This is a genomic window from Chryseobacterium sp. DT-167, assembly GCF_058310155.1.
The window spans coordinates 109,649-134,913 of record NZ_JBZEEQ010000013.1 but is presented as its reverse complement, the minus strand read 5'-3'; the positions used below and the strand labels follow the sequence as shown (position 1 = coordinate 134,913).

The following is a 25,265-nucleotide window of genomic DNA, read 5'->3' as shown; positions in this document are numbered from 1 at the left end:
TTTTATAACTAACGGAATTTTAACCATTTAATTGTGTGAGAATGTTAATTTCTTAATAAAATAAGTATTGTTAGATTTATACAGCCACTTATTTCTTTGTTTTAATATATTTGCAATTCACATTTCAATTATGGCGAAAAAGAAAACAACTTCAGAATCTTCAAACTCAAAAAAGGCTAAGCACGACATTGCTGTCGGTGTCGTAGGAAGCGGAAGTTTTGCAACGGCAATTGTAAAGATGCTTGTTGAGAACTGCAAAACAGTGCATTGGTGCGTGAGAAGTGAGTTTGTAAAAGGTGCTATTGAACTTCGCGGTCACAATCCCACATATCTTACAGCTGTTAATTTTAATCTTAAAAATTTAAAGCTTACTACTGATATTAATGAGCTCGTTTCTGCTTGTGATGTGGTGGTTTTGGCAACCCCGTCAATTTATTTGTCGGATACGATGGAAAAAATGACTTGTGAGTACAAAGACAAGATTTTTGTTTCTGCTATTAAAGGGATTATTCCAAAAGTGAATGATGTTGTTGCGCATTATCTGAAAGAAGAGTTCCAAATCGGTTTCAGAAATCAGGCCGTGATTGCAGGACCTTGTCACGCAGAAGAAGTTGCGATGGAGAGACTTTCTTATCTTACCATTGCGACCGTTGAAGACGAAACTTCAGATAAATTGGTCGGAATTTTTAATTCTGATTTTATTAAAGTTAATTCCAGCAAAGATATTTTAGGAAACGAGTACAGTGCCATTCTTAAAAATATTTTTGCAATCGGAGCAGGAATTGCAAGCGGTTTAGGTTATGGAGACAACTTTACAGCAGTTTTTGTATCCAACGCAATCCGTGAAATGGAAACGTTCCTTGAAGCGATTTATGAAGCTCCGAGAGACGTCAACGAAAGTGCTTATTTAGGAGATTTACTGGTTACAGCATATTCATTATTCTCAAGAAACAGAAATTTAGGAAACCTGATCGGAAAAGGATATACCGTAAAGTCTGCAATTCAATCGATGAACATGGTTGCAGAGGGATATTACGCAGCAGATTCTATTTATAAAACAGCAAAACAGAAAAATCTGAAATTACCGATTATAGATACTATTTACGGAATTCTGTATGAAGGTAAAAACGCAGAAAAACAGTTCAAGAAACTGACTGCAAAACTGAATTAAAAATATTTTAAATTAAATCAAAAATAAAACATCAGCAAATTATTGCTGATGTTTTTTTGTATTTACAATTTGTCATAACATGGAAACTTCTTGTGCTCCGTTAAATGTTAACGCCTTAAACGTTTAGTAAATAAAAAATCTTTGTGTAATTATTTTTAAAATTAAACATTTTTATTAAAAATGAAAATTGATAAATTTATTTTTGCTTAAATCACGGCTTCAACTTTAATTTTTTTGATAGTGATCTGCTTCTTTCCGAAATTGATGTATGGTAATACTTTCGAAGATTGCATTTTGTATTTTAGATACATGAAAAAGATAGGATTTTTATCGTTCGGACATTGGGGAAATCATCCATCGTATGACACCAAAACTGCGGGTGATACTCTATTGCAGTCAATAGATCTGTCTGTAGCTGCTGAAGAAATAGGTATTGACGGAGCATACTTTCGGGTGCATCATTTTGCCAAACAGTTAGCTTCGCCGTTTCCGTTGTTGGCAGCAATTGGTGCTAAAACTAAGAAAATTGAAATCGGAACCGGAGTAATCGATATGCGTTACGAAAACCCATTTTATATGGCAGAAGATGCCGGTGCAGCAGATTTGATTTCCGAAGGTCGGTTGCAATTAGGCATTAGCAGAGGTTCACCGGAACAGGTTATTGATGGCTGGAGATATTTTGGATATGATTTGGAGGATGGTCAGACCGATATAGATATGGGGCGCCTCAAAGGATTAGAGTTTTTTGATTTATTAAAAGGAGAAGGCTTTGCAAGACCAAACCCTAGTCCTATGTTTCCCAATCCACCCGGATTATTGAGAATAGAACCACATTCTGAGGGATTACGTGACCGTATTTGGTGGGGATCTGCTTCAGATGCTACTGCGGTTTGGGCAGGAGAAACAGGAATGAATCTGCAAAGCTCAACCTTAAAGTTTGATGAAAGCGGAAAACCGTTTCACATTCAGCAAGCTGAACAAATAAGATTATACAAAAAAGCATATAAGAAAGCAGGACACGTTCGTGAACCAAGAGTTTCTGTGAGTCGATCTATTTTTCCTATAGTTAATGATCAGGATCAATATTATTTTGAGAATGACAATAATAAAACTGATAAGATAGGTGTGTTGGAAGGAAATCAACGTGCTGTTTTTGGAAGAAGTTATGCCGCAGAACCGGAACAGTTAATCAGGGAATTGGCACAGGATGAGGCAATTCTGGAAGCAGATACTGTATTGTTGACTATTCCTAACACATTAGGTGTCGATTACAACATTCATATACTCGAATCTATTTTGAAGTATGTTGCTCCCGAATTAGGTTGGCGTTAAAAAATATTGAAAATGGCAGGGAAAATTTGGTATAAAACAAAAATTGCAGTTATTGGAGCTGGACAGGCCGGGCTTTCAGCAGCATACCATCTTAAAAAAATGGGTCTGGAAATCGGACATGATTTTATTATTTTAGATGAAGCCCCTACGGCTGGTGGGGCATGGCAGTCCCGTTGGGATTCATTGACTTTAAGCACCGTAAATCGGATTCATGATCTGCCGGGAATGTCTTTTGAAGAAACCATTGAGGGAGATAAGTTGAACGTGAGAGCCAATGTTGCAGTTCCACATTATTATGATTTGTACGAGAAAAAATTCGGATTGCAGGTCTACAGGCCGGTGAAAGTTGAGAAAGTGAGTATTCATGGCGAAAGATTCTATATCGATACATCATCTGCTGCATTTTCTGCATTAGGTATTATCAACGCTACAGGAACTTGGGGGAATCCTTATATTCCGGAATATCCTGGTGCTAAGCTTTTTCAGGGAGAGCAATTGCATACTAGAAATTTCAAAAATGCTGAATATTTCAAAGGAAAACACGTAATTATTGTCGGCGGTGGTATTTCGGCGATTCAGTTGCTAGATCAAATTTCAAAAGTAACTACTACAACATGGGTTACACGTAGACCTCCGGAATTTCGAGAAGGACCTTTTGATGATATGGCAGGCAGTTTAGCGGTAGCGATGGTTGAAAAGCTGGTTAGAAACGGATTATTGCCGATGTCGGTAGTTTCAGTAACGGGATTGCCTGTTAATGATGATATTAAGGACATGGAGAGAAGAGGTGTTCTCAAACGCTTCCCTATGTTTAGTGAAATCATTGAAGATGGTATTAAATGGGAAGATGGGAGGCATGAAAAAGCCGATGTTATTCTTTGGAATACAGGTTTCCGTTGGTCTATGTCACATCTGGATGCTGTTTTGCCTAAAGAAGAAGGTGGTGGCATTATGATGTCTGGAAGACTGGCGACGGAAGTGTCAAAAGAACCGAGGATTCATCTTGTGGGTTATGGTCCTTCAGCATCTACCATTGGTGCTAATAGAGCAGGAAGTGCAGCAGCAAGAGAATTGGTAAAAACCTTAGATTTAAAGATAGAATCACAATCTCAATAAATAAAGATTCTGTGAATGGAATCTAAGTTTAATATTTCTAAAAGAATTTAAATTGAATTACTCTCAATAGTTTTCGAAATAATAATTTAAAAAAGTTATTTAAAATAGATTCTTCTGTTAAAACTTTTCCCGAAATTCGTAGTAAATTTAAAGGAATGCCGAATACAATTTTAAGCAGAACACCAAAACCAAAATATGATGTTGTTTTAATCGGAGGCGGAATTATGAGTGCCACTTTAGCAACATTGCTTCACGAATTTGATCCCAATTTAAATATAGCCATCTTTGAAAGACTAGGAAGATTTGCGAAAGAAAGTACGGCCGCATGGAACAATGCAGGAACAGGACATTCAGCATTTTGCGAATTGAATTATACGCCCGAAAATGAAGACGGAACAATTGATATTTCAAAAGCTGAAAAGATTGCAGAACAGTTTGAAATTTCAAAACAATTCTGGTCTTACCTGATTGATAAGAAATATATATCAACTCCGTCAGATTTCATTAATTCCTGTGCGCACATGAGTTTGGTATTTGGCGAAAAAGATGCTGAATATCTTCAGAAACGTCATGAAGCGATGAAAGATTCGCCCTTGTTTTCTGCAATGGAATTTACTACAGATCATGACCAATTGCGAGAATGGATTCCTTTGGTAATGAGTAAAAGAAACGAAGCGGAAGTTCTCGCAGCCACAAAAATGGATTTGGGAACCGATGTGAATTTCGGTAGCCTAACAAGAAAAATGGGAAGACATTTGCTTGAAGATTCAAACGTTGAAGTGTTTCTTTATCATGAAGTAAAAGATATCGATCCGAGAAACGACGGGAAATGGAAATGAAAGTGAAAGACAGAATTCACAGTCATAAGCAGGAAGTAGTGGCAGATTTTGTTTTCATCGGAGCAGGAGGTTACGCATTGCCGTTACTCGAAAGTTCAGACATTAAGGAAAGTGAAGGTTACGGAGGTTTTCCTGTTTCCGGAGAATGGCTGGTAACACACAATCCTGAGTTAGTAGAAAAGCATCAGGCAAAAGTGTATACTCAGGCAACTGTAGATGCGCCACCAATGTCAGTTCCGCACTTGGATTTGAGAATTATTGACGGAAAGAAAGCATTGCTTTTTGGTCCTTTTGCAGGATTTTCAACTAAATTTTTGAAAGAAGGAAATTATCTGGATTTACCTGCAAGTGTCAATACTAAAAATATAAAGTCACTATTCGGAGCTTGGTGGCATAATATTCCGCTGACAAAATATCTGGTGCAACAGGTTGCAATGACTAAGGCTCAGAGAATTCAGCATTTAAGGGAATTTGTAAAAGATGCTAAAGAAGAAGACTGGGAACTGAAAGTTGCCGGACAACGGGTACAGATCATTAAAAAAGATGGAAAACAGGGTGGAAAATTAGAATTCGGAACCGAAGTTGTGGTCAATCAGCAGGGAACGATTGCATCTTTGTTGGGTGCGTCTCCGGGAGCCTCCACAGCAGTTTTTGCAATGGTCAATGTCTTGGAAAAATGCTTTCCCGAAAAAATAAATGGTGAATGGAGAGAAAAATTATTGGAAATGATTCCTTCATACGGACAGAAATTAGCCGAAAACCCTGAGCTTACAGAGAGGGTAAGAGCCTACAGCAAAGAAAAATTAGAACTAAAACATTAAAATATAAGTAATGGGTAATAAGCAATAAAAAATGCTTGATTACCTATTACTCATTACCAATTGCCAATTACCCATCATCAATCATGGAAGAAGTAATCGTAAAACCCGTTATCGCAAAAGAATTGCTTGAATCTCTTCAGACCAAAATTGAAGAAGAGAAACAGGTAATCGTGCATTGCTGTTTTCCTGCATCGCCGTTTTTGGGAAACCTGATCAGGATCTGGAATACGACTTACCTGATAGACAATTCTTCCAGTCACAAAAGTAAATTGATTCACGCTGAAAATATCACGATTTATCCCAACTGGACGGCAGTTCCGTTTATGAGAGACTTTTGGTTTACCTTAATTTTTTCAGGACTTCCGAAGGATTGTTCAAGCTTCGATTTTAAAGAAATTATTCCGGAAGAAGGTGGTTTTTTTGTGAAATCAATTAAAAGAAATTCGTCAGATATTTATAGAATTAAAATTTCAGAATAATTAAATGAAAAAATACATCCTATTTCTATTTTTTATACTTCCGGTATTTGCATTTCCTCAGATTAATAAACAGCAATCGAAGGAAATTAAAGAAATCAAGAAATTTCAGCAAGATTTAAATAAAGAATATTTGGATCCTAAAGAAACACCTTTAAGAGATGATAATTTTGCGAAATTCAAACAGCATCCTTTCTTTCCGATTGATTTAAAATACAGAGTTACTGCAAACTTTATTAAAACTGAAAATCCTCAACCTTTTGATTTGCCTACATCTTCCGGAAAATCAAAATCGTATCAGGAATTTGGTAAGGCAACTTTTACTTTAGATGGAAAATGGTATACTTTAACGATTTACCAAAGTTTAGATTTAATGAAAAAAGAAGAATATAAAGACTACCTTTTCCTGCCTTTTCGTGATGAAACCAACAACAAAGAAACCTATGGCGGCGGAAAATATATGGATCTGAAAATTCCGAGCGGCAATACAATTGTTTTAGATTTTAATCAATCTTATCAGCCTTTCTGTGCTTACAATGCGTACGATTACAATTGCCCGATCGTTCCTGAAGAAAATAAATTGGCTGTAGAAATACGAGCCGGAGTGATGTACGAAGATATTTATCATCATTAAATATGACTGAGTTAAAATTTTATCAACCTGAAGATCTTCCGGAACTTGATTATGTTCTCGATGATATTCAGTCGCAGTACACAGCAACAGCAAAGCAATCTTTAAAAAGAATAGAAGAGAGAAACCACAATGGAGATTTTTTTGCTTACCCGATTACCATTTTTTATGACGAAAAAGCAGCTGGGTTTTTTGTGCTTGATTTTGGAGATGATAAATTTGATCTTACAGAAAATACTGACTCGGTTTTACTTCGCTCATTATCTGTAAATCCTGATTTTCAGGGAAAAGGGATTGGGAAATCAGCAATGATTGAAGTTGATCATTTTATAAAAGAACATTTCGCAGACTGCAATGAAATTGTCTTAGCCGTAAACGAAAAAAATACCTCAGCTTTTCAATTGTATGTCAAAACCGGATATGAATTTGAAGGTAAAACGAGAGAGGGCAGAAGCGGACCTCAGTTTTTGATGTCTAAAAAACTTCAGAATAATTAAATCAATTTTTTAGTTTGGCGTGATACTTTCAATTTGATTTAAACACGATTGAAATATAATTATGGAAGTATCATTAAAAAATCAGGTCGCCATCATCACAGGTGCATCAAGCGGAATAGGAACCGGAATTGCCAAATCTATTGCCGAAGCCGGAGCCACAGTAATCATCAATCATTCTTCAGAAAAATCTCACGAAAGTGCTCAGGAAGTACTAAAGGAAATCACCGATGCAGGCGGAAAAGGAATCACCTATCAATGCGATGTTTCCAAAGAAGATGAAGTAATCAGAATGTTCGGAGATGTTATTGATCAATTCGGGACGGTTGATATTCTGATCAATAATGCAGGAATTCAGAAAGATGCAAAATTTACCGAAATGACCCTTGATGACTGGAATGCAGTAATCAATGTTAATCTGACGGGTCAATTCCTTTGTTCAAGGGAAGCGATCAAAGAGTTTCTCAGACGCGGTATTGATACTTCACGTTCAATTGCTTGTGGAAAAATCATTCACATCAGTTCGGTTCACGAAATTATTCCTTGGGCAGGTCATGCCAATTATGCGGCAAGTAAAGGTGCTATCAAAATGCTGATGCAGACTTTGGCGCAGGAATATGGTCCCGACAAAATAAGGGTCAACTCAATAGGTCCCGGTGCAATACAAACACCTATCAATAAACAGGCTTGGGAAACGAAAGACGCTTTAAATTCTCTGTTGGAACTTATTCCTTACAACAGAATCGGGCAACCAAAAGATATCGGAAATTTGGCTGCTTTTCTAGCGAGTGATCTTGCAGATTATATTTCAGGAGCAAGTATTTTCGTAGATGGAGGAATGACGAGTCTTGAAAGTTTTGCAGATGGAGGATAAGATTTACTCAAAAATCTGCTGAATAATTTCTAATGAATTTGGAGTTTTAAAGTCAGGAATATGATAATGATAATATACTAAAATACTGTCTAGAAAATTTTTTCTTTTTGATGACGGAATCTTGATTTCATAAGGGTTTTGTGATGAAATAATGCTTTTCCACAATAGCGAATTTTCTTCATCAAAAATAGCGTGTGTAGAATTATGAATAAAATTTCCGGTTTCCGGATCAAGAAATTTTCCGTCTCCTAAAAGTGGTGCAACCCCCTGAATTTTTAAAATTTTAATTAAAAAAATAAGATGCGACTGGTAGTTTTTATTGCTGAGCTGGTCTGTAAATTCATCAATTGTGGTAAACAGGGCTAAATTTTTATTTTCATTTCGCAAAATCTGATTAAGAAAATCTGAAATGAAAAATACAACCGTATTGGCTTTAATGTCTGTATACACATCGTGAAGATTGAGCAACTCAAATCCTGAGACAGTCTGCATACCGCTTCCTTTACCAAGCCTTACTGAGAAGTTTAATTTATTTAATGGCAAAAGAAAAGCTTTCTTCTTATTTTTTTGAGAATAAATTCCTTTGAGAAAATAAGTCTGAAAACCTTCCTCTTCTGTAAAACAATGCAGGATTGCATCGTTTTCCCCATATTTTATAAAAGAGAGTAAAAAACCGTTCTGAGAATTCATTAATTGACAACGGCTATTTTTGCAGTTGCTTTATCACTTGCATCTTCATTCGTCATCAGCACAAAATAAATTCCTGATGCCACTCTTTTTCCTTTCTGATTATTAAGATCCCATTCATAATATCCGGTTCTCGCAATGGCAGAATGCACAATATTTCCTGCAGCATCTGTAATTCTGATATTGGTTTTCTCTGCCAATCCTTTGATGGTCACTTTACCTTTGAACTGAGCATAAACTACAGGATTTGGATAAACCAAAACATTCCCGAAATTGGAAGTAACATCGGCTACATCACCCTGATAAGTCACAATTCCGTCATAGGTAACGAAATAAACCTTTCCTGTTTTTTTATCAACTTTGATATCTGTAACCGTATTCGTAGGAAGTGGTGAATTTTCTTTTGTAAATCTTTTGATCACCTGCTCACCAGATGCAGAAAGATAATAAACTCCGCCACCATCGATGGAAACCCATTTCTGATTTCCGGCATCAACTTCTATCTGTAAAACCTGAGAATCTCTGAATAATTCTTCTGCAAGACCTCCCTGTTCTATAACAATCGGCTCCATCTGAGGATTATTCTCTACTTCTGCAGCAGCGTTGGGAAGAATTCTTAGCCCAACATCAGTTCCTATCCAAGCATCATTTGATTTGTCAAAAGCTACCGATAAACTTCCTGTAGCAGAACCCGGTAAACCATTGCTTTCAGCTAAAACAGTGAAAGTATCATCGGTAACACTCTGTGTTTTTTTAGTGTCATACACTAAGAAGTTATTAGATCTTGGGAGTGGAGTCCAGAATTTATTTTCGTGGTACACCGGCTGTTGTATACCATTGCTGATAATTCCTACCGCATATTTATTGATGAAATTATCAGTTGCACGATCGTAATAAGCAAAACCTGGAGTAGCTGCATTATTTCCCGCAAACGCCATACTTGCAAACAGATTATTTTGATCATCATATGCAAATCCGACAGGTCTGTTCATAAAACCATCAAGTGCTTCCAATCCATACCTTTTAACAAATTCAAAATCTTTAGAACCTGCATTATATTTCATTTTATAGATTCCAAACCCGGGAGCGGTATTGTAATTGGTAAAATAAACTTCCGAAAGATTATTAGGATCTGCAATGGCATCCAAAACATTGAATGCAGTAGAGCTACCAATAAAATAAGAAGGATAAATCCATTCAGTTCCGGTGAAATAATAAAATCCCGGATTTTTTGGATTATTGAAACCCTCATTGAAATTGTTGATTCTTGATCCGGTAGAAACCAAAAGCTGATTTTCATTAAAAATTCTTATTTTGTACGCAAAATTTAAATACGGTCCATCTGGTTTATAAGCAATATTATCCTCACTCTTTAAACCAGATAGAATAGTTCCCAGATATATTTTCGAGCCAACTTTTGTAGCGGTATTACAAATTTCTCCTACTGTAACAGAACCCGCAAAAGTTCCGTTGGTATTGTAACTGTAAATTCTGCTCGCATCGGTAATGATGATATTGTCTGTATTGACAACAATATCGTTTACATTACCAAAAACCTGCGGTATTGGGGTAGAAACTCCATTATTATAAATATAAGCTGACGTTGGTGAAGAAAATGATATTGCATTTTCAGAATCGATTTGGGTAAAATTACCTGCCAATTCGGTAGTCCAAGTAGAGAATACAGGAAATGTTGTATTTAATTCGTGCGTCTTTAAACCTGTATTGGTCACCGAAAAAACTTTATTATCTTTTATTGTGGCTTCATTACTTGCCTGATAAACTCCGCCTGATACAAAAAATGCAGAATCACCGAATTCTTTCTTTTTTAAATCAAAAATAGAAACTCCATAACCTACAGAAACAACTGCTCTGTCTCCGCTTATTGAAATGTGATTGATTTTTTTGCTTCCGTTATAACCTGTTGCAATAGGAATATCAACAACATAAGTAACTCCCTGCGGAGTAATAACATCCAGAGCCCCGTTCTGATAGCCAACTAAGCCTATTTTTGTCTGAGGATTGTAATCAAAAGCGGAAATCTTTACTTCGTGAAGTCCGTTTGCTTTTGAGAGTTTTGTAATTTCTCCTGTTGAAACAGTATAATAAAAAATTCCGTTTTCTGTAGCTGCCACGATTTTTCCGTTATCTTCCTTTACTGCAAGAACGTTGTTGTACGAAAATAAATCTGCCCATTTTTTAGAAGAAATATTCTGTGCACTTACAAGTTGCACGGAAGCTAAAATACCAAGAGAAATTAAAAGTTTTTTCATATTATGCTGTTATACTGCTGTCAATTACCTGATTATTCCAGGAGATATTTTGTATATTTTTATTAGAATCAAAAAAGAAATCTATCCTCCCCAGAAGAAGACCTGCCCAGCCAACCTGGTTGACCAGGACATTTTTTCCCTGTGTGTTTTTATACGTTTCAGGTGCAGGTAAAAATGTGTGAGTGTGACCGCCTAAAATTAAGTCAATATTTTCTGTTTTTGAAGCTAAAATTTTATCGCTTATTTTTTCCGGTTCATCTTTATAATCGTAGCCAATGTGAGAAAGGCAAATGACGAGATCACATTTTTGTTCGTTTTTCAGAAAATTGGAATAATGTTGAGCAACATCAATCGGGTCTGTCCAGATAGTTTCACCGTATTGCTTTTTGCCTACAAGTCCGTCGAGTTTAATTCCTACACCAAAAATTCCGACCTTGATTCCATTTTTATTGAAAATTTTATACTGCGAAGTTTTCCCGTCTAAAACGGTGTTTTTAAAATCATAATTTGAACAGATAAAAGGAAATTTAGCATTCGGTAAAACCGTTAAAAATCCGTTTAAACCATTATCAAAATCATGATTACCCATTGTTGAGGCATCATATTTCATCATCGACATGAGTTTAAATTCAAGTTCGCCTCCAAAAAAATTAAAATAAGGAGTTCCCTGAAAAATATCACCGGAATCAAGCAACAAAAGATTATTTTCTTCACCTCTGATTTTCTGAATTAAACTTGCTCTTCTCGCAAAACCACCCTGATTGGGATTTCTGGTGTAGCTTTCATCAAAAGGTTCGATTCTGCTGTGTTGGTCATTGGTATGAAGAATGGTTAGTTTATTGGCAGATTTAAAAGAATTTAAACTCAATTCTTCCGCCATCATCAGATTCGGAGCTAAAGTCATCGCTAAAGTTCCGCCCGTTATAGTTTTTAAAAAGCCTTTTCTGTTCATTACTCCTTTCCGATAAAATTTAAACGAACATCTTCTTTTGGATTGATCTCGTGATTATTTTTAAAATATTCAATAAATAAATCTCTTAATTTAATTCCGGTCGAAATATATTCTCCTTTACTGAAAAATTTCATATTGTCACCACCCAAAGCCAGATAATCAGACGTGGCGATATAATAATCCTGCGAAGGATTTAACGGCTGTCCGTTGATTAAAGTTTTTGATAACTGTCCGTTATTTGTTTCAATATATAAATGAGAAACAGGATTGTTGACCAGATTTTTCGCATAGTAATCAAAAAGTCCCTGCAAATCTGTTCCTTTCATTTTTACAATAATGACTTCGTTTTCAAAAGGCATTACTTCAAAAATGTTTTTCAGAAGAATATCACCTTTTCCGATTGTAGTTCGGATTCCGCCGATGTTGATCAGAGCGGCATCTATATTTTTTTTAAGATTGATTTTCGCCCATTCATTGGCTCCATCAAACGTATAATCTGCTAAAAGATTTCCCAAATTGCTGTTATCACCCTGTTTTGTAAGATCTACACTGGTGTGAGAGATTTTTTGATTCATCTCTTTATCCAGTTTTTCTTTGTAAGGATTGATAACTTTTACAAACTCCTCGTCATTTTTCAGCTCATTATCAATAGAAATATTCTTTTGAGTCTGCACATTAGCAACCTGCAACGATGTCGTTTTGCAGGCAGTGAGCGAGATCAAAGCAATTCCTAATAATAAGAATCTATTTTTCATATGTTGTAATCATTTATTATAAAGATTATATGGAATCACATTCTAATGGTCAATCTGATTCATAATTTCTTTTAGTATATGCAAATATAATTATATGTATAATAAAACATTATTAATTATGATAAATTCTTGGTCTAATTTATTAAATTTGGAAAAAATATTTCTAACAGATGAGCATTTTAAAAGGAGTAGGTGTTGCTTTGGTAACACCCTTTAATGAAGATTTATCCGTAGATTTCGAAAGTTTGACAAAACTTGTTGAGTACAACATCGAAAACGGAACCAACTATTTGGTGGTATTGGGAACTACAGCGGAAGCTGCTACACTTTCTTCAGACGAGAAGAAACAGGTGGTTGAGCACATCATTAAGGTTAATAATAAACGTCTTCCTTTGGTTTTAGGAATCGGCGGAAACAATACTCTTGAAGTCAAACAGCAAATCGAAGAAACAGATTTGTCTGATTTTGAAGCTGTTTTATCTGTGTCTCCATATTATAATAAACCTAATCAGGAAGGGCTTTATCAGCATTATAAAGCTTTGGCTTCTACCGGAAAAAATATCATCATTTACAACGTTCCGTCGAGAACCGGACAAAATGTTGAGGCAGAAACGACTTTGCGTTTGGCAAATGAATTCCCCAATTTATTTTTAATTAAAGAAGCTTCACCAAACATTTTACAATATTTTGATATTTTAAGAAAAAAACCTGAAGGATTTAATTTAGTTTCGGGAGATGATGAATTTACACTTCCTGTAACTTTAGCAGGTGGGGATGGTGTGATTTCAGTAATCGGACAAGGTTATCCGAAAGAATTTTCTACGATGGTGCAGTTGGCTTTTGATAAAAAAGTGGATGAAGCTTATGAAATTCACAATAAATTGGTTGAGATCACAAGACTGATTTTTGCAGAAGGAAATCCTTGCGGAATTAAAGTTGTCTTGGCTGAAAAAGGTTTGATCAAAAATTATTTGAGACTTCCATTGGTTCCTGCTTCAGAAGGGCTTTATGCGAAGATTAAAGCTGAAATGGCAAAAATTTAGAATAATATAAGTTTTAATATAATAATTGACATTCAGTTTGTCATGCTGGAAGCATCTCTGCAAGTTATTTAGATTCCTACGGAATGACAAACTTTGTGTTAGTTGAGATATAATAAAAGTACAAAAAAGTGAAAAGTTCATACTTTTCACTTTTTTAATCTCAAACCCTGACTTAGTGAAATCGTAGAGTCGACGGAGTTAAACACCTTTGTAAACGGAAGATATACATTTAGCGTCAAAACAATATCAAATATGAAATTAATCAAAGCAACAGAAAAAGACATTCCTTTGATCCAGGATTTAGCAAAAAGATCATGGGAAAATGCCTACGCAGAGATACTCTCGAAAGAACAGATGAAATACATGCTTGAAACCATGTATTCTGAGGCAGAAATTTCTGAACATTTAAGAAATCCGAATTATCATTATTTTTTGGTTTTTGATGAAAGTTTAAACTCATTTGATGGATTTTTAGGCTATGAAAATCATTACGAAAACCAAACAACAAAACTTCACCGTATTTATTTGGTTCCGGAAAGCAAAGGAAAAGGTTTAGGTAAAAAAACTTTAGAATTTTTAAATGAACAAGTAAAAGAAAGTGGTGACAAGAGAATTATTTTAAATGTCAATAAGTACAATTCAGCAAAGATTTTCTACGAATCTCAAGGTTATAAAATTTATGATGAAGGCGTTTTTGATATCGGAAATGGTTTTGTGATGGATGATTATTTAATGGAAATTAAATTATAAAAACATTTTAAGTAAACAGTTAATTTGTCATGCTGGAAGCATCTATACAAATAAATTTAGATTCCTCCGGAAATCGAAGATTCGACGAAGTCAATGACAAAAATAATGTTGATTTTAAAAGAAATTACGAAATCTTACTCCACTTATTTTTCCCTTTATAATATTGTAGATAATAATTTTTAATAATCTGATGATCAGGTCTTGAAAGCAAGGGATCGGCTTCAAGAATCTTCTCCACCATATTTTTGGTGTTTTTAATGATTGCCGAATCATTCACCAAATCAAGTCTTTTGAAATCTACAACACCACTTTGCTGAGTTCCCAGAATATCACCCGGACCACGCAATTGCATATCAACCTCAGAAATTTTAAAACCGTCATTCGTTTCGGTCATCGTTTTAATTCTGGTTCTACTTTCTGTTGATAATTTATCAGAAGTCATCAGAATACAATAGCTCTGTTCCGCACCTCTTCCGACACGACCTCGCAACTGATGAAGCTGTGATAAACCGAATCTTTCAGCGCTTTCAATCACCATTACCGATGCATTTGGAACATTGACACCAACTTCAATTACCGTTGTTGCCACCATAATTTCTGCTTTTCCGGAAGCGAAATAATTCATGGCGATGTCTTTTTCATCAGGTTTCATTCGCCCGTGAAGCATTGCAACGTTGTAATCTGAAAAAGATTGCATGACATGCTCTAAACCTTCCATCAAATTTTTATAATCCAACGTTTCAGATTCTTCAATTAACGGATAAACAAAATAAATTTGCCGACCTTTTCTGATCTCGTCACGACAGAAATTATAGACAAAAGTCCGATCTTTTTCTCTTCTGTGAGCCGTGATGATCGGTTTTCTTCCGACAGGCATTTCGTCAATTACAGAAACATCAAGATCAGAGTAAAAACTCATTGCCAAAGTTCGCGGAATCGGTGTTGCAGTCATCACCAAAATGTGTGGCGGAATTTTATTTTTTGCCCAAAGTTTTGCTCGCTGCGCAACTCCAAATCGGTGTTGTTCGTCAATAATTGCTAAGCCCAGATTTTTAAATTTAACTTTATCTTCCAAAACAGCGTGAGTTCCCACCAAAATGGAGAGTTCGCCGTTTTCTAACTCTTCGTGAATGACTTTTCGGGCAGAAGCTTTTACGGAACCTGTGAGAATATTCACCTTGATTTGTGTGTCTTTCAGTAAATCTTTGATTCCGTTGTAATGTTGTTGGGCAAGAATTTCTGTTGGAGCCATTAAACAGCTCTGAAATCCATTATCAAGCGCAATCAGCATCGTCAGTAGAGCAACCATTGTTTTCCCTGAACCTACATCACCTTGTAAAAGTCGATTCATCTGAATAGGCTTTTTCATATCGAGCCGGATTTCCTTTAAAACTCTTTTTTGTGCATTGGTGAGGTCAAAAGGAAGATGATTTTCATAAAAATCTGTAAAATAATCCCCGACAATAGGAAACGGATTTCCATGTGATTTTGTTTTATGATGAGCTTTTTTTAATCCAAAACCTAGCTGGAAAAAGAAAGATTCTTCAAATTTTAATCTGAAATCAGCTTTCTCGAAATATTCTAAATTTTCAGGAAAATGAATATTCAGATAAGTTTGTTGTCTTGATAAAAAATTCATCGACTTCATCATGTATTCCGGAAGATTTTCCTGAATTAAATCAGGAATTTCTTTGCAGATATTTCGTAAAATCACCTGAAAAAATTTCTGATTCAAACCTCTTTTGGTCAATTTTTCCGAACTTGGATAAATGGGTCTTAAACGATTATCTTTCTCTTTATTTTCATCCAGTTCAATTTCCGGATGCGGCATCGAAAACTGATTATTGAAAGCATTGATCTTGCCAAAAATAAAAACTTCACGATTCACCGGAAGCTGTTCTTTCAGCCATTTTGAGTATTGAAACCAAACCAAATCCATACTTCCTGTGTCATCATTGAATTTGGCAGTCAGTCTTTTTATTTTCCCATTATGAATTTCCTGAACGTTGGAGATTTTACCTTTCAGCTGAATTTCAAGATTGCTTTCTTGAAGATTCCCGATTTTATACAATTTATTTTTATCGATATATCGGATAGGATAGAAGTGCAGAAGATCTTCAACGGTAGAAATTCCCAACACATTTTTGATGAGTTTGGCTCGTTCAGGACCGATTCCTTTAACGTATTCTATGGAAGTTTCTAAAGTCAATGGGTAGAAAGCCACGAATTTCGGGAAAATTTAGAAATAAAAAAAGCCTTCAGATTTGAAAGCCTTTTATAATGTATTTTATTCTCGTTAGTTAATTGCTATGAGTTGCTTAATCTTTTATGTTTGATTTAAATTTTTTCTGAAAATCTTCCCACTCCTGTCTGGTTTTAATTTTTTTAAATAAGTCATCTGAAATCAAAGTAAGATATGGTTCGAGTTCTTTTGCAGACAATTCACCCTGTAAAATGGTAATCGGAGCTCCGTTTTCGTCTAGAAAAACGGTACTTGGAACAGCTCCTACATTCATAAATTGTGTAAATTCATGTAGAGAATTTCTTCCTTTTTTATGTGCAGTATTTTCGTTTACGAATTTTCTTCCGAATATTTCAATCTGCTTTTTTTCTTCAGCATTAAATTTTACAGGATAGTAATTTTGGTTTAAAAACTCTGAAATAACGGGATGTCCGTAGGTTTTTTTATCCATGATTTTACAAGGTCCGCACCAATCTGCATAGAAATCGATCAGTATTTTTTTTGGCTGAACTTTCTGTGCGTTCAGGGCTTCTTCGATTGTCATCCATTTTACCTGAGCAAAATTTAAACTGATAAAAAAAAGGAATAGTATGATGGAAATTTTTTTCATGATTTGATATTTTTACAGGTTACTGATGTTTACTTTACTTCCTGCATCAGTTTTCTGACCAATGGAGATATCAAAATCAGTACCACTCCGGCAATGATTGCGTAGAGAGCCAATTGTTTATAACCTTCTGTATAGGTTATCAATGCATCATAATTGGTGGAGCCTTCTTTTGCAGTTGCCAATCCTGCACCAATGATTCCTGCAACATATTGCCCGTAAGCAGAAGCAAGAAACCACATTCCCATCATCATTCCCTGAAGGTTTTTGGTGGAAAGTTTAGTCATAATTGATAATCCGATGGGTGATAGGCAAAGCTCTCCTAAGGTGATTACTAACAAAGCAATGGTAAAGAAATTTAATGATGTGATTCCCTGTAAATCTGCAAAAAATCTTGTTGCAAAAAGTACATAGTATCCTAATCCCAAAAAGATAAATCCAAGTCCGAATTTGATAATCGTGTTAGGTTCTATTTTTCTTTTGCTCATCCAGATCCATAACAGACCAAGCAATGGAGCTAGGAAAATGATAAAAAATGCACCTCCGGAATTGTTTACACCGTTTGGATCTAAACCAAGAAGATCCTTATTTAAATTTTTGGCTGCGAAAATACTCAATGAACCGCCACTTTGCTCATAAATTCCCCAAAAAATAATAGAAAATAAAATGAAAATCAATGCTGCCCAAAGTTTTTTACGCTCGGCTGATGTCACTTTAGACATTTCATAAAATAAATAAATCAAAGTTAATGGTCCGACTGTCCACATGAAATAATCGGTGTATTCAGGAACTGAAACCATTATCATAATGATCGGGATGAAAATCAGAGATAAAATGTACGCTCCATATTCTTTCCATTTCGGCATTGGGGCAGATTTTACTTCTTGTAGAGGATGTCCGGGCTGAAGACCAATAGTCCCTAAGCTTTTTTGAGTGAAAACAAAATTAATTAAGCTGATAACCATGACAATTGCAGCAAGACCAAAAGCCACATTCCATCTCATACTTTCTGAAATGATACTTCCGAAAAGTTCACCTTTACCAATTGCTATACATAAATATCCGCCTAATAATGCTCCAAGATTAATTCCTGCATAAAAAAGTGAGAATCCTGCATCAGCTCTTGAATCGTTTGGTTTGTAAAGCTGACCGACCATTGAAGAGATATTTGGTTTGAAAAACCCTGTTCCAACAACTGTAAATGCAATTCCTAAGAAGAAAAATTTATGCGGATCTGCTGCTAAAATCAGACTTCCTGCAATCATTAAAAGCCCGCCCCAGAAAAGAGATTTTCTGAAACCTAAAATTTTATCAGCAAAAATACCGCCTACAAAAGTAAATGCATAAACAAAAGCCTGAGTCGCTCCATATTGAAGATTGGCTTCTTTTTCATGGAAGTTCAATTGAGAAATCATGAAAAAAACAAGCATTCCGCGCATTCCATAGAAGCAGAAACGTTCCCACATTTCGGAAAAGAAAAGTGACCAGATTTGCTTAGGGTATTTTCCTTTAAAATTTTGTATCTCGTCAAGAGTTAGATTCATAAGTAATGATTAATTATTTGAATTTTTCAATGAGTAACATTTTGTTATGATAAAATTGAAAACATTGTGTGATACGAATTTATAAAAAAACCTCTGAAAAAATCAGAGGTTTAAATATTATTTTAAAAATGATGTTAGCTTACGCCATTCATCATTTTCTTTAATTTGGGTGATAAAATGGCAAGGATCACGGCGGCAATACCACAAAGTACAACAAATACCATAAAGAATTCAAATAAATTATGAATTTCTACTCCTGCAAACGTAGTGTTTGCAGTTGGTAATTGTTCTTTTTCAAATAATGCAACCTGTTCAGGAGTAAGGGTTATTTTCTTATCCAAAACGTCCTGAAGGTTTATTCCTAATTTTTCAGCTTTTACAAATTTATCTCCGGTTGCAGGAATAATTGCTCCTAAAGAACCGGCTAAAGCATAGCCCGCTGCATTTGAGATGAAGAAAACTCCGTATAATAAAGATGCAAATCTTTTTGGAGCTAATTTACCAACTAAAGATAATCCAATGGGTGATAAACAAAGTTCCCCCATTGTTTGAATTAGATACAATAGCATCAACCATTTGATTGCTAATAAACCTGTATTTCCTAAATCTTTTACGTTATAAGCAATGATGAAATAACTTAAAGCAATCAAAGCAAGACCTATTGCCTGTTTCATTGGAGAAACCGGCTCTTTTCCTTTTGCTCTTAATTTATCCCAAAGAATACTGAAAGGTAAAGCTAATGCTACAACAAATAATCCGTTGAAAATCTGCACCATAGATGGTGGCATATTCCACCCAAAAATGTTTCTGTCGGTTTGGTTATCTGCGATGAAAGTTAATGATGAACCTGCTTGTTCAAAAGCAGCCCAAAAGAAAATAATAAAGAATGAAACGATATAAATTACCCAGATTCTCTGTCTTTCCACTTTGTTTTCTGCAGAACTCATAATCAAAAATGCCAACGCGATTCCTGCTGCATAAATGAAAGGGTAGATGATTCCTTTAATCAATTGTCCCATTGCTACAGAGCTGAATCCAAATTCACCTACTAAAACATATCTGAATACAAAGAAAAGAGCAACAAAGAGTACTGCTGCAATTCCCATATTTTTACCTGAAAATTTTGCAGTTTGAGTTTCCCCTTCTTCAAAATCATCACTTGTATTATTTTTTGGTAATCCACCGATTGGTCTTCCTTCCGGAGTTACTACATATTTATTTTTAAGGATAAAAAAGGTAACAGTACCTATTAGCATTGCAATGGATGCAGCCAAAAAGCCCCATTTGAAAGCAAAAATATCTCTTACTCCTTCAGAATCTTTGACGTCTCCTAAATACGGACATATAAACTGACCCAAAAATGCACCAATATTGATTCCCATGTAGAAAATAGTAAAAGCAGAATCAAGTTTAGATTTTTCCTGTTTTGGGTAAAGGCTTCCTACCATTGATGAGATGTTTGGCTTGAAGAAACCATTTCCAAAGATAATGATGAATAAAGCCAGCCACATTAAGGTTTTTGCACCTCCAAGATTAGATGAAAAAGTAGAAGCACTGAAAAATAATAACAACTGACCGATCGCCATCAAAGTACCACCAACCAGAATTGCATTTCTGTTTCCAATATATTTATCTGCGATAAATCCGCCTAAAAGTGGTGTTAAATAACATAAAGCTAAAAAACCGCCATAAATAATTGCAGCATCTGCTTCTTTTATAAGAAGAGAGTTTACCATAAATAAGGTAAGTAATGCTCTCATTCCGTAAAAATTGAAACGCTCCCACATCTCTGTTCCAAACAGAACCCATAATCCTTTAGGGTGTTTAGTCTTCGACTGAACTACTGTATCCATATATAAATTGTTAATTTTTTGTTAAGACTGACAAATATAGTTTTTTTTGAGTTTTTGACAAGGTTTTAATTTTATTTTAAACAAAAAAGCTGCAGAAGGGTTCTGCAGCCTGGTATTGTATAGAAGTAAAAGTTAATGACCTTTTTCTTTCATAATTCTGTTTAATCTTTTCAGCATACTAAGTCCTAAAAGTGTTGCGAAAATCAGTAGCGCAAAGTTGACAAGGAAATAATTCATCTTATTATCATAGCTGTACCACGTACTTGCAAGAATTCCTGAAAGTTTGTTACCAACCGAGTTTGCAAGAAAAAAACCACCCATCATCAATGCAGTAATTCTTGCAGGAGAAAGTTTTGAAACGAATGAAAGTCCCATCGGGGAAAGACACAGCTCACCGATTGTAATCACTCCGTAACTCGCAACTAGCCACCATGGAGAAACCTTTACAGCTCCGTTATCTCCTGCCCAAACAGCCAAAACCATCACCAAACAGGAAACACCTGAAATGAATAATCCTAAAACAATTTTCGTAGGCGTTAAAGGTTCTTTTCCTTTTCTTCTCAAAAACGCCCAAAATCCTACAATAACAGGTGTTAGAACAATCACCCAAAACGGATTGATCGACTGAAATAATTCTGTGTTGTATAAATAAACTTTTTTCTCCGGATTTTTTTCTAAATCAGCCCGTTTTTCAGGAGAAATGTTTTTAAAATAAATATCTTTTCCCGTTTCTTTGATTGCTTTCCCGTCTTTGTCTTTCTGAGACTGATACTGATTATCATAAACAGGAACTTCTTTATTTTCATAACCTTTACCATCAACCATATAGATTTCTTCCAAAGGTTTTTCTAAAGATACAGAAACACTTCTGTCCGTATAATAATTTGCCCATCTTGTCAACGCCGTTCCGTTTTGCTTGAAAACAGCCCAAAAGAACATACTGATCAGAAACACAGAAAGTAAAGCTCCGATAGAAGGTTTTTCTTCAGGTTTTGCTTTAAAGTAAAGAGAAGCATAAAAATATATAACAGGAACGCATGCAAAAATAAATGCGTCTGTACTGTCGCTTCCAAAAATATTTTTCGGAATAAACCATCCAATAATTCCGGCTACAATCGCAGGCACGAAAACTTTTAACAAAATCTCAGACAGCTTTGTGTCGCCTTCTTCTACAGGTTTCATTTTGGCAGCATGAATGTAATGCTTTCGACCTATGGTAAAAATGACCATTCCGATCAACATTCCGACCCCGGCTGTGATAAATGCTTCTCCCCAACCGAATTTATTTCGCATGAAAGCCGCAATAATATTACAGATAAACGCACCTATATTGATTCCCATATAGAAAATATTGTATCCTGAATCTTTATTTGCTCTGTATGGCTCTTCGGAATATAAATTTCCTAACAATGTAGAAATTGTGGGTTTGAAAAAACCGTTTCCAACAATAATCAAAGCCAAAGATCCGTAAAACAGGGGTAAATCTTTAAAAACTCCCATTCCTATATATCCTGCAGCCATTAAAATTCCACCCAGATAAATGGAATTGATGTATCCTAAAACTCTGTCTGCCAAAAATCCTCCGATGAAAGGTGTCAAATAAGTCAAAGCGATATAGGTTCCGAAAATATCATCTGCGGTTTTGTCCGGAAGTCCAAGACCACCTTTCAAACCTGTAGGTTCAATAACGTAGAGTACAAATATTCCGAGAATTAAATAATATCCGAAACGTTCCCACATTTCAGTAAAGAAGAGGAAAGGCAGTCCTTTAGGATGTTTAGTCTTCATAATTCAAATTTCAATTTTCACAAATATAAAATATTTAATATAATAAACGAATTTTATTAACTTTAAGTAAATTAAGTGTCAAAAATGGAAATTACAGTAAAAGATATACAAAGTAATTTGGAAACATTACCGAAAGAATTTTTAAATGAAGTCAATGATTTTATTGATTTTCTTAAACATAAACATTTTAAAGAAAGGGAATATGAAGTTCCCGAATGGCAAAAAAATGAAGTAAGAAGAAGAATGGATTATGCTCAAAATAATCCTCAAAGTTTTGTTTCTGAACCCGAAATGAATAACTATTTGAATAATTTAGAAAATGGAGATTAAAATAATATATAGTCACTTTGTAAAACAGGATTTAAGAGAAATTAATGATTGGTATAGGAAAATTGATAAAAAGCTGTGGAATAATTTTATTAAAGAATTCGTTCGAAAATCAATTTCATTAAAGAAAATCCGTTGTCTTTAGAATTGAAATATGATGATAACAGAATTATTTTCCTTAAAAAATTTCCTTATGGAATTCATTATTTTTATAATAAAGAGGAAAATTTAGTAGAAATATATTCCGTTTTTCACACTTCCAAAAATCCCGAAAATTGGAAAGAAAGAAAATGAAAATCCGAATCTCGTATAAAAGGATTCGGATTTTTTTTTAGTTTAAATTTACTATGAAATTTAAAGATTCTCCAAGATAAAATCCGTCATTTTCTGATACAATTGAGGTCTGGTTTGTCCACCGTAAATCCCGTGATTTTTATCCGGATAAGCCATAAATTCAAATTGTTTTTTATTTTGAATCAAGGCTTCAGAAAACTCCATAGAATTCTGGAAATGTACGTTGTCATCGGCTGTTCCGTGAATTAATAGAAATTTACCTTTCAATAAATTGGCATATGTTGTCGGCGAATTTTCATCATAACCAGCCGGATTTTCCTGTGGGGTTAATAGAAATCTTTCTGTGTACACTGAATCATAATATCTCCAGTTGGTAACCGGTGCAACAGCAATTCCAGCCTTAAAAACATCAGCGCCTTTTGTCATTGCCAGACTCGCCATATAACCACCGAAACTCCATCCGAAAATACCAATTCTGCTTTTATCAATGTAAGATTGAGTTCCCAGCCATTTTGCGGCTGTAATCTGATCTTCAATCTCGTATTTACCTAAGTTTTTATACGTTACTTTTTTAAATTTAGCCCCTTTAAAACCTGTTCCACGACCATCAACACAAGCTACGATGTAACCTTTCTGAGCCAACATTTCAAACCAAATTGCATTTCCGTTGTCCCAGGAATTGGAAACCTGTTGAGATCCCGGACCTGAATATTGGAACATAAATAATGGATATTTCTTCTTGGGATCAAAGTTTTTAGGCTTGATAATCCATGCATTCATCTCATCACCCGCTCCGTTTGGAATCGTGATAAATTCCTTTACAGTGAAATTATCAGCCTGAAGTTTTTTGAGCTGGTCATTATTATTCTGAAGTTCTTTCAAAGTCTTTCCTGACCCGTCTTTCAGAACAAAAGTGTATGGTTTTGCAACAGTAGAGGAAGTTTCGATAAAATAATTGTAATTCTTACTGAAATTTGCTGAGTTATTTCCTTCTGCATTAGAAATCAACTGAGCTTTTCCGTTTTCAATATTAATCTTAGAAACTACTTTATTGATACTTCCTTTTTCAGTAGTCTGAACGAATATTTCCTTCGATTTCGGATTATAGCCATAATAATCTGTTACTTCCCAATTTCCTTTTGTTACCTGTTTTTTTAGTTTTCCGTCTTTATCATACCAATACAAATGGCGATTTCCGTCTCTTTCAGATCCCCAAAGAAAACTGTTGTCATCCAAAAATTCAAGAGTTACATTGTCTGTGTCGATCCACTTGTCGTCAGTTTCTGTAAACAGTTTTGTTGTAGCTCCTGTTTTTGTATTGACTTTTAAAACATCTGAAGCATTTTGTGTTCTCTGTGAAGTAATCAAAACAATTTCATCAGGATTTGAAGTCCGAATAACATTCGGAATATAGTAATTTTTAAAATTGTCTAAATTTACCTTAGTCTTTTTTCCATCAGCCAAATGATAAATATGTGCCGTTGCAACCGAGTTTTTTTCTCCTGCTTTCGGATATTTATAACGCATTTCTGTCGGGTACAGAGATTTTTCATAGATCGGAATATAAATTTCCGGAACATCTGTTTCTACGAGTTTCACAAATAAAATATCTGCTGAGTTTTTCGTCCATTCATACAATCTTGCATGACCGAATTCTTCTTCGTAAACCCAATCTGCCAAACCGTTCAGAACTTTATTTTTCACGCCGTGTTCTGTAATCTGCGTGATTTTTCCTGAATTTAAATCCTGATAAAATAAATTATTATCAACAATGAAAGAAACTTTGGTGGCATCAGGTGAAAATCTTGGTTCCTGAACAGGTTTTCCTTCGTTCAGACTGGTTGTCTTTCCTGATTTTAAATCTTTAATATCATAAACACCTAAAAAAGAATGTCTGTAAATCGGCTGACTTTGCTTTAAAAAAAGAATTTTAGACTCATCATCAGAAAACTCATAGCTTTCAAAATTTCCGTCAACCAGATTTCCTTCTTTTTGGGAAGTTTTGTAGGAATATTTTGCAATTCCGCCCTGTTCGATGACAAGATAGTTTTCGCCGTTTTTCATAGACGTGATTCCGGCAATGCCTTTTCCGCGGTAATAACCAGAATATATTTTATCTAAAGTGATTTCCTGTGCCGAAATGTTGTAAAGTGCAGCAACAATCGTAAGCGTAAGTAAGAGTTTTTTCATTTTCAAAAATAGAAATATCGTAAGTTTTCAAATATAGTGATTTTATAAAAAAAGCTGACAGAAAAAATTCTATCCGCTTTTTGACTGTTTTCTAATAAAACACAATAATAAGTATGGAAATTACTTGTGAATAAATGTTGTTTTTGATAAGATTAATTACAGATTACAAAGGTTTGGCAGAAAAATTGAAGCTATTCTCTCACATT

At 34.9% G+C, this 25,265-nt stretch carries 20 protein-coding genes and 1 pseudogene; 11 read left to right on the top strand and 10 right to left on the bottom strand.

Going from position 1 to position 25,265, the window contains the following annotated elements:
* The first annotated feature begins 130 nt into the window (after nucleotides 1–130).
* The 8 genes and pseudogenes from AC4FQ5_RS16620 to AC4FQ5_RS16585 all read left to right on the top strand — a co-directional run bounded on the left by AC4FQ5_RS16620 (nucleotide 131) and on the right by AC4FQ5_RS16585 (nucleotide 7,754).
* Nucleotides 131–1,171, top strand: coding sequence for an NAD(P)H-dependent glycerol-3-phosphate dehydrogenase (locus tag AC4FQ5_RS16620; RefSeq protein ID WP_491145095.1), 1,041 nt, complete (start codon nucleotides 131–133; stop codon nucleotides 1,169–1,171).
* Between the two features lie 309 nt (nucleotides 1,172–1,480).
* The gene (locus AC4FQ5_RS16615; protein ID WP_491145094.1) at nucleotides 1,481–2,503 is read left to right on the top strand and encodes an LLM class flavin-dependent oxidoreductase; all 1,023 of its coding nucleotides are present in this window, start codon (nucleotides 1,481–1,483) and stop codon (nucleotides 2,501–2,503) included.
* 12 nt (nucleotides 2,504–2,515) lie between these two features.
* The gene (locus tag AC4FQ5_RS16610; protein WP_491145092.1) at nucleotides 2,516–3,619 is read left to right on the top strand and encodes an NAD(P)-binding domain-containing protein; all 1,104 of its coding nucleotides are present in this window, start codon (nucleotides 2,516–2,518) and stop codon (nucleotides 3,617–3,619) included.
* 155 nt (nucleotides 3,620–3,774) lie between these two features.
* A pseudogene (gene mqo / locus AC4FQ5_RS16605) lies at nucleotides 3,775–5,279 on the top strand (malate dehydrogenase (quinone)).
* Between the two features lie 35 nt (nucleotides 5,280–5,314).
* Complete coding sequence (locus tag AC4FQ5_RS16600; protein WP_491145091.1) at nucleotides 5,315–5,758, top strand: hypothetical protein; 444 nt, start codon at nucleotides 5,315–5,317, stop codon at nucleotides 5,756–5,758.
* A 4-nt stretch (nucleotides 5,759–5,762) separates the two neighbouring features.
* Nucleotides 5,763–6,389 carry a DUF1684 domain-containing protein gene (locus AC4FQ5_RS16595; protein WP_491145089.1) on the top strand — a complete coding sequence of 209 codons (627 nt, stop codon included), beginning with the start codon at nucleotides 5,763–5,765 and terminating at the stop codon, nucleotides 6,387–6,389.
* 2 nt (nucleotides 6,390–6,391) lie between these two features.
* Entirely contained in the window at nucleotides 6,392–6,883 is a 492-nt protein-coding gene (locus AC4FQ5_RS16590; protein WP_491145088.1) for a GNAT family N-acetyltransferase, read from the top strand.
* 61 nt (nucleotides 6,884–6,944) lie between these two features.
* Nucleotides 6,945–7,754 carry a glucose 1-dehydrogenase gene (locus AC4FQ5_RS16585; RefSeq protein WP_491145086.1) on the top strand — a complete coding sequence of 270 codons (810 nt, stop codon included), beginning with the start codon at nucleotides 6,945–6,947 and terminating at the stop codon, nucleotides 7,752–7,754.
* A 3-nt stretch (nucleotides 7,755–7,757) separates the two neighbouring features.
* Here the strand turns inward: AC4FQ5_RS16585 and recO are convergent, their stop codons facing one another.
* Genes recO through AC4FQ5_RS16565 form a run of 4 tightly spaced genes read right to left on the bottom strand, consistent with a single transcriptional unit; the run spans nucleotide 7,758 to nucleotide 12,421 of the window.
* Nucleotides 7,758–8,444, bottom strand: a complete 687-nt coding sequence (gene recO / locus AC4FQ5_RS16580) for a DNA repair protein RecO (RefSeq protein ID WP_491145085.1) — start codon at nucleotides 8,442–8,444, stop codon at nucleotides 7,758–7,760.
* The gene (gene porZ, locus AC4FQ5_RS16575; RefSeq protein ID WP_491145083.1) at nucleotides 8,444–10,714 is read right to left on the bottom strand and encodes a type IX secretion system anionic LPS delivery protein PorZ; all 2,271 of its coding nucleotides are present in this window, start codon (nucleotides 10,712–10,714) and stop codon (nucleotides 8,444–8,446) included. The genes recO and porZ overlap by 1 nt, the downstream gene beginning before the upstream one ends.
* A 1-nt stretch (nucleotide 10,715) precedes the next feature.
* Nucleotides 10,716–11,666: a bifunctional metallophosphatase/5'-nucleotidase gene (locus AC4FQ5_RS16570; RefSeq protein WP_491145081.1), complete on the bottom strand. Its 951-nt coding sequence runs from the start codon at nucleotides 11,664–11,666 to the stop codon at nucleotides 10,716–10,718.
* Nucleotides 11,666–12,421: a 5'-nucleotidase C-terminal domain-containing protein gene (locus AC4FQ5_RS16565; RefSeq protein WP_491145080.1), complete on the bottom strand. Its 756-nt coding sequence runs from the start codon at nucleotides 12,419–12,421 to the stop codon at nucleotides 11,666–11,668. Before AC4FQ5_RS16565 ends, AC4FQ5_RS16570 begins: the two co-directional genes overlap by 1 nt.
* Nucleotides 12,422–12,591: 170 nt before the next feature.
* Between AC4FQ5_RS16565 and dapA the strand changes: the two genes are divergently transcribed.
* Nucleotides 12,592–13,464 carry a 4-hydroxy-tetrahydrodipicolinate synthase gene (gene dapA, locus AC4FQ5_RS16560; RefSeq protein WP_491145078.1) on the top strand — a complete coding sequence of 291 codons (873 nt, stop codon included), beginning with the start codon at nucleotides 12,592–12,594 and terminating at the stop codon, nucleotides 13,462–13,464.
* A 252-nt stretch (nucleotides 13,465–13,716) separates the two neighbouring features.
* Entirely contained in the window at nucleotides 13,717–14,214 is a 498-nt protein-coding gene (locus tag AC4FQ5_RS16555; RefSeq protein ID WP_491145076.1) for a GNAT family N-acetyltransferase, read from the top strand.
* 124 nt (nucleotides 14,215–14,338) lie between these two features.
* Here AC4FQ5_RS16555 and recG read toward each other — a convergent pair whose 3' ends face one another.
* The 5 genes from recG to AC4FQ5_RS16530 form a co-directional block, all read right to left on the bottom strand.
* Nucleotides 14,339–16,423, bottom strand: a complete 2,085-nt coding sequence (gene recG, locus AC4FQ5_RS16550; RefSeq protein ID WP_491145112.1) for an ATP-dependent DNA helicase RecG — start codon at nucleotides 16,421–16,423, stop codon at nucleotides 14,339–14,341.
* Between the two features lie 109 nt (nucleotides 16,424–16,532).
* On the bottom strand, nucleotides 16,533–17,066 hold the full coding sequence (locus tag AC4FQ5_RS16545; protein WP_491145074.1) for a thioredoxin family protein: 534 nt from the start codon (nucleotides 17,064–17,066) through the stop codon (nucleotides 16,533–16,535).
* 29 nt (nucleotides 17,067–17,095) lie between these two features.
* Nucleotides 17,096–18,607, bottom strand: a complete 1,512-nt coding sequence (locus AC4FQ5_RS16540; RefSeq protein WP_491145073.1) for a peptide MFS transporter — start codon at nucleotides 18,605–18,607, stop codon at nucleotides 17,096–17,098.
* A gap of 134 nt (nucleotides 18,608–18,741) precedes the next feature.
* Nucleotides 18,742–20,460, bottom strand: a complete 1,719-nt coding sequence (locus tag AC4FQ5_RS16535; protein WP_491145071.1) for a peptide MFS transporter — start codon at nucleotides 20,458–20,460, stop codon at nucleotides 18,742–18,744.
* Nucleotides 20,461–20,592: 132 nt separating this feature from the next.
* The gene (locus tag AC4FQ5_RS16530; protein WP_491145069.1) at nucleotides 20,593–22,248 is read right to left on the bottom strand and encodes a peptide MFS transporter; all 1,656 of its coding nucleotides are present in this window, start codon (nucleotides 22,246–22,248) and stop codon (nucleotides 20,593–20,595) included.
* 84 nt (nucleotides 22,249–22,332) lie between these two features.
* On the opposite strand from AC4FQ5_RS16530, the gene AC4FQ5_RS16525 reads away from it, so the two are divergent.
* Nucleotides 22,333–22,578, top strand: coding sequence for a hypothetical protein (locus AC4FQ5_RS16525; RefSeq protein WP_491145067.1), 246 nt, complete (start codon nucleotides 22,333–22,335; stop codon nucleotides 22,576–22,578).
* Nucleotides 22,579–22,929: 351 nt separating this feature from the next.
* Here the strand turns inward: AC4FQ5_RS16525 and AC4FQ5_RS16520 are convergent, their stop codons facing one another.
* Complete coding sequence (locus AC4FQ5_RS16520) at nucleotides 22,930–25,059, bottom strand: S9 family peptidase (RefSeq protein WP_491145066.1); 2,130 nt, start codon at nucleotides 25,057–25,059, stop codon at nucleotides 22,930–22,932.
* Nucleotides 25,060–25,265: the final 206 nt, after the last annotated feature.

Bases quoted from the DNA above. Each gene is read 5' to 3' on its own strand.
- AC4FQ5_RS16620 (WP_491145095.1), top strand. From the start codon at position 131: ATGGCGAAAAAGAAAACAACTTCAGAATCTTCAAACTCAAAAAAGGCT.
- AC4FQ5_RS16615 (WP_491145094.1), top strand. From the start codon at position 1,481: ATGAAAAAGATAGGATTTTTATCGTTCGGACATTGGGGAAATCATCCA.
- AC4FQ5_RS16610 (WP_491145092.1), top strand. From the start codon at position 2,516: ATGGCAGGGAAAATTTGGTATAAAACAAAAATTGCAGTTATTGGAGCT.
- AC4FQ5_RS16595 (WP_491145089.1), top strand. From the start codon at position 5,763: ATGAAAAAATACATCCTATTTCTATTTTTTATACTTCCGGTATTTGCA.
- AC4FQ5_RS16590 (WP_491145088.1), top strand. From the start codon at position 6,392: ATGACTGAGTTAAAATTTTATCAACCTGAAGATCTTCCGGAACTTGAT.
- AC4FQ5_RS16585 (WP_491145086.1), top strand. From the start codon at position 6,945: ATGGAAGTATCATTAAAAAATCAGGTCGCCATCATCACAGGTGCATCA.
- recO (WP_491145085.1), bottom strand. From the start codon at position 8,444: ATGAATTCTCAGAACGGTTTTTTACTCTCTTTTATAAAATATGGGGAA.
- porZ (WP_491145083.1), bottom strand. From the start codon at position 10,714: ATGAAAAAACTTTTAATTTCTCTTGGTATTTTAGCTTCCGTGCAACTT.
- AC4FQ5_RS16570 (WP_491145081.1), bottom strand. From the start codon at position 11,666: ATGAACAGAAAAGGCTTTTTAAAAACTATAACGGGCGGAACTTTAGCG.
- AC4FQ5_RS16565 (WP_491145080.1), bottom strand. From the start codon at position 12,421: ATGAAAAATAGATTCTTATTATTAGGAATTGCTTTGATCTCGCTCACT.
- dapA (WP_491145078.1), top strand. From the start codon at position 12,592: ATGAGCATTTTAAAAGGAGTAGGTGTTGCTTTGGTAACACCCTTTAAT.
- AC4FQ5_RS16555 (WP_491145076.1), top strand. From the start codon at position 13,717: ATGAAATTAATCAAAGCAACAGAAAAAGACATTCCTTTGATCCAGGAT.
- AC4FQ5_RS16545 (WP_491145074.1), bottom strand. From the start codon at position 17,066: ATGAAAAAAATTTCCATCATACTATTCCTTTTTTTTATCAGTTTAAAT.
- AC4FQ5_RS16540 (WP_491145073.1), bottom strand. From the start codon at position 18,607: ATGAATCTAACTCTTGACGAGATACAAAATTTTAAAGGAAAATACCCT.
- AC4FQ5_RS16535 (WP_491145071.1), bottom strand. From the start codon at position 20,460: ATGGATACAGTAGTTCAGTCGAAGACTAAACACCCTAAAGGATTATGG.
- AC4FQ5_RS16530 (WP_491145069.1), bottom strand. From the start codon at position 22,248: ATGAAGACTAAACATCCTAAAGGACTGCCTTTCCTCTTCTTTACTGAA.
- AC4FQ5_RS16525 (WP_491145067.1), top strand. From the start codon at position 22,333: ATGGAAATTACAGTAAAAGATATACAAAGTAATTTGGAAACATTACCG.
- AC4FQ5_RS16520 (WP_491145066.1), bottom strand. From the start codon at position 25,059: ATGAAAAAACTCTTACTTACGCTTACGATTGTTGCTGCACTTTACAAC.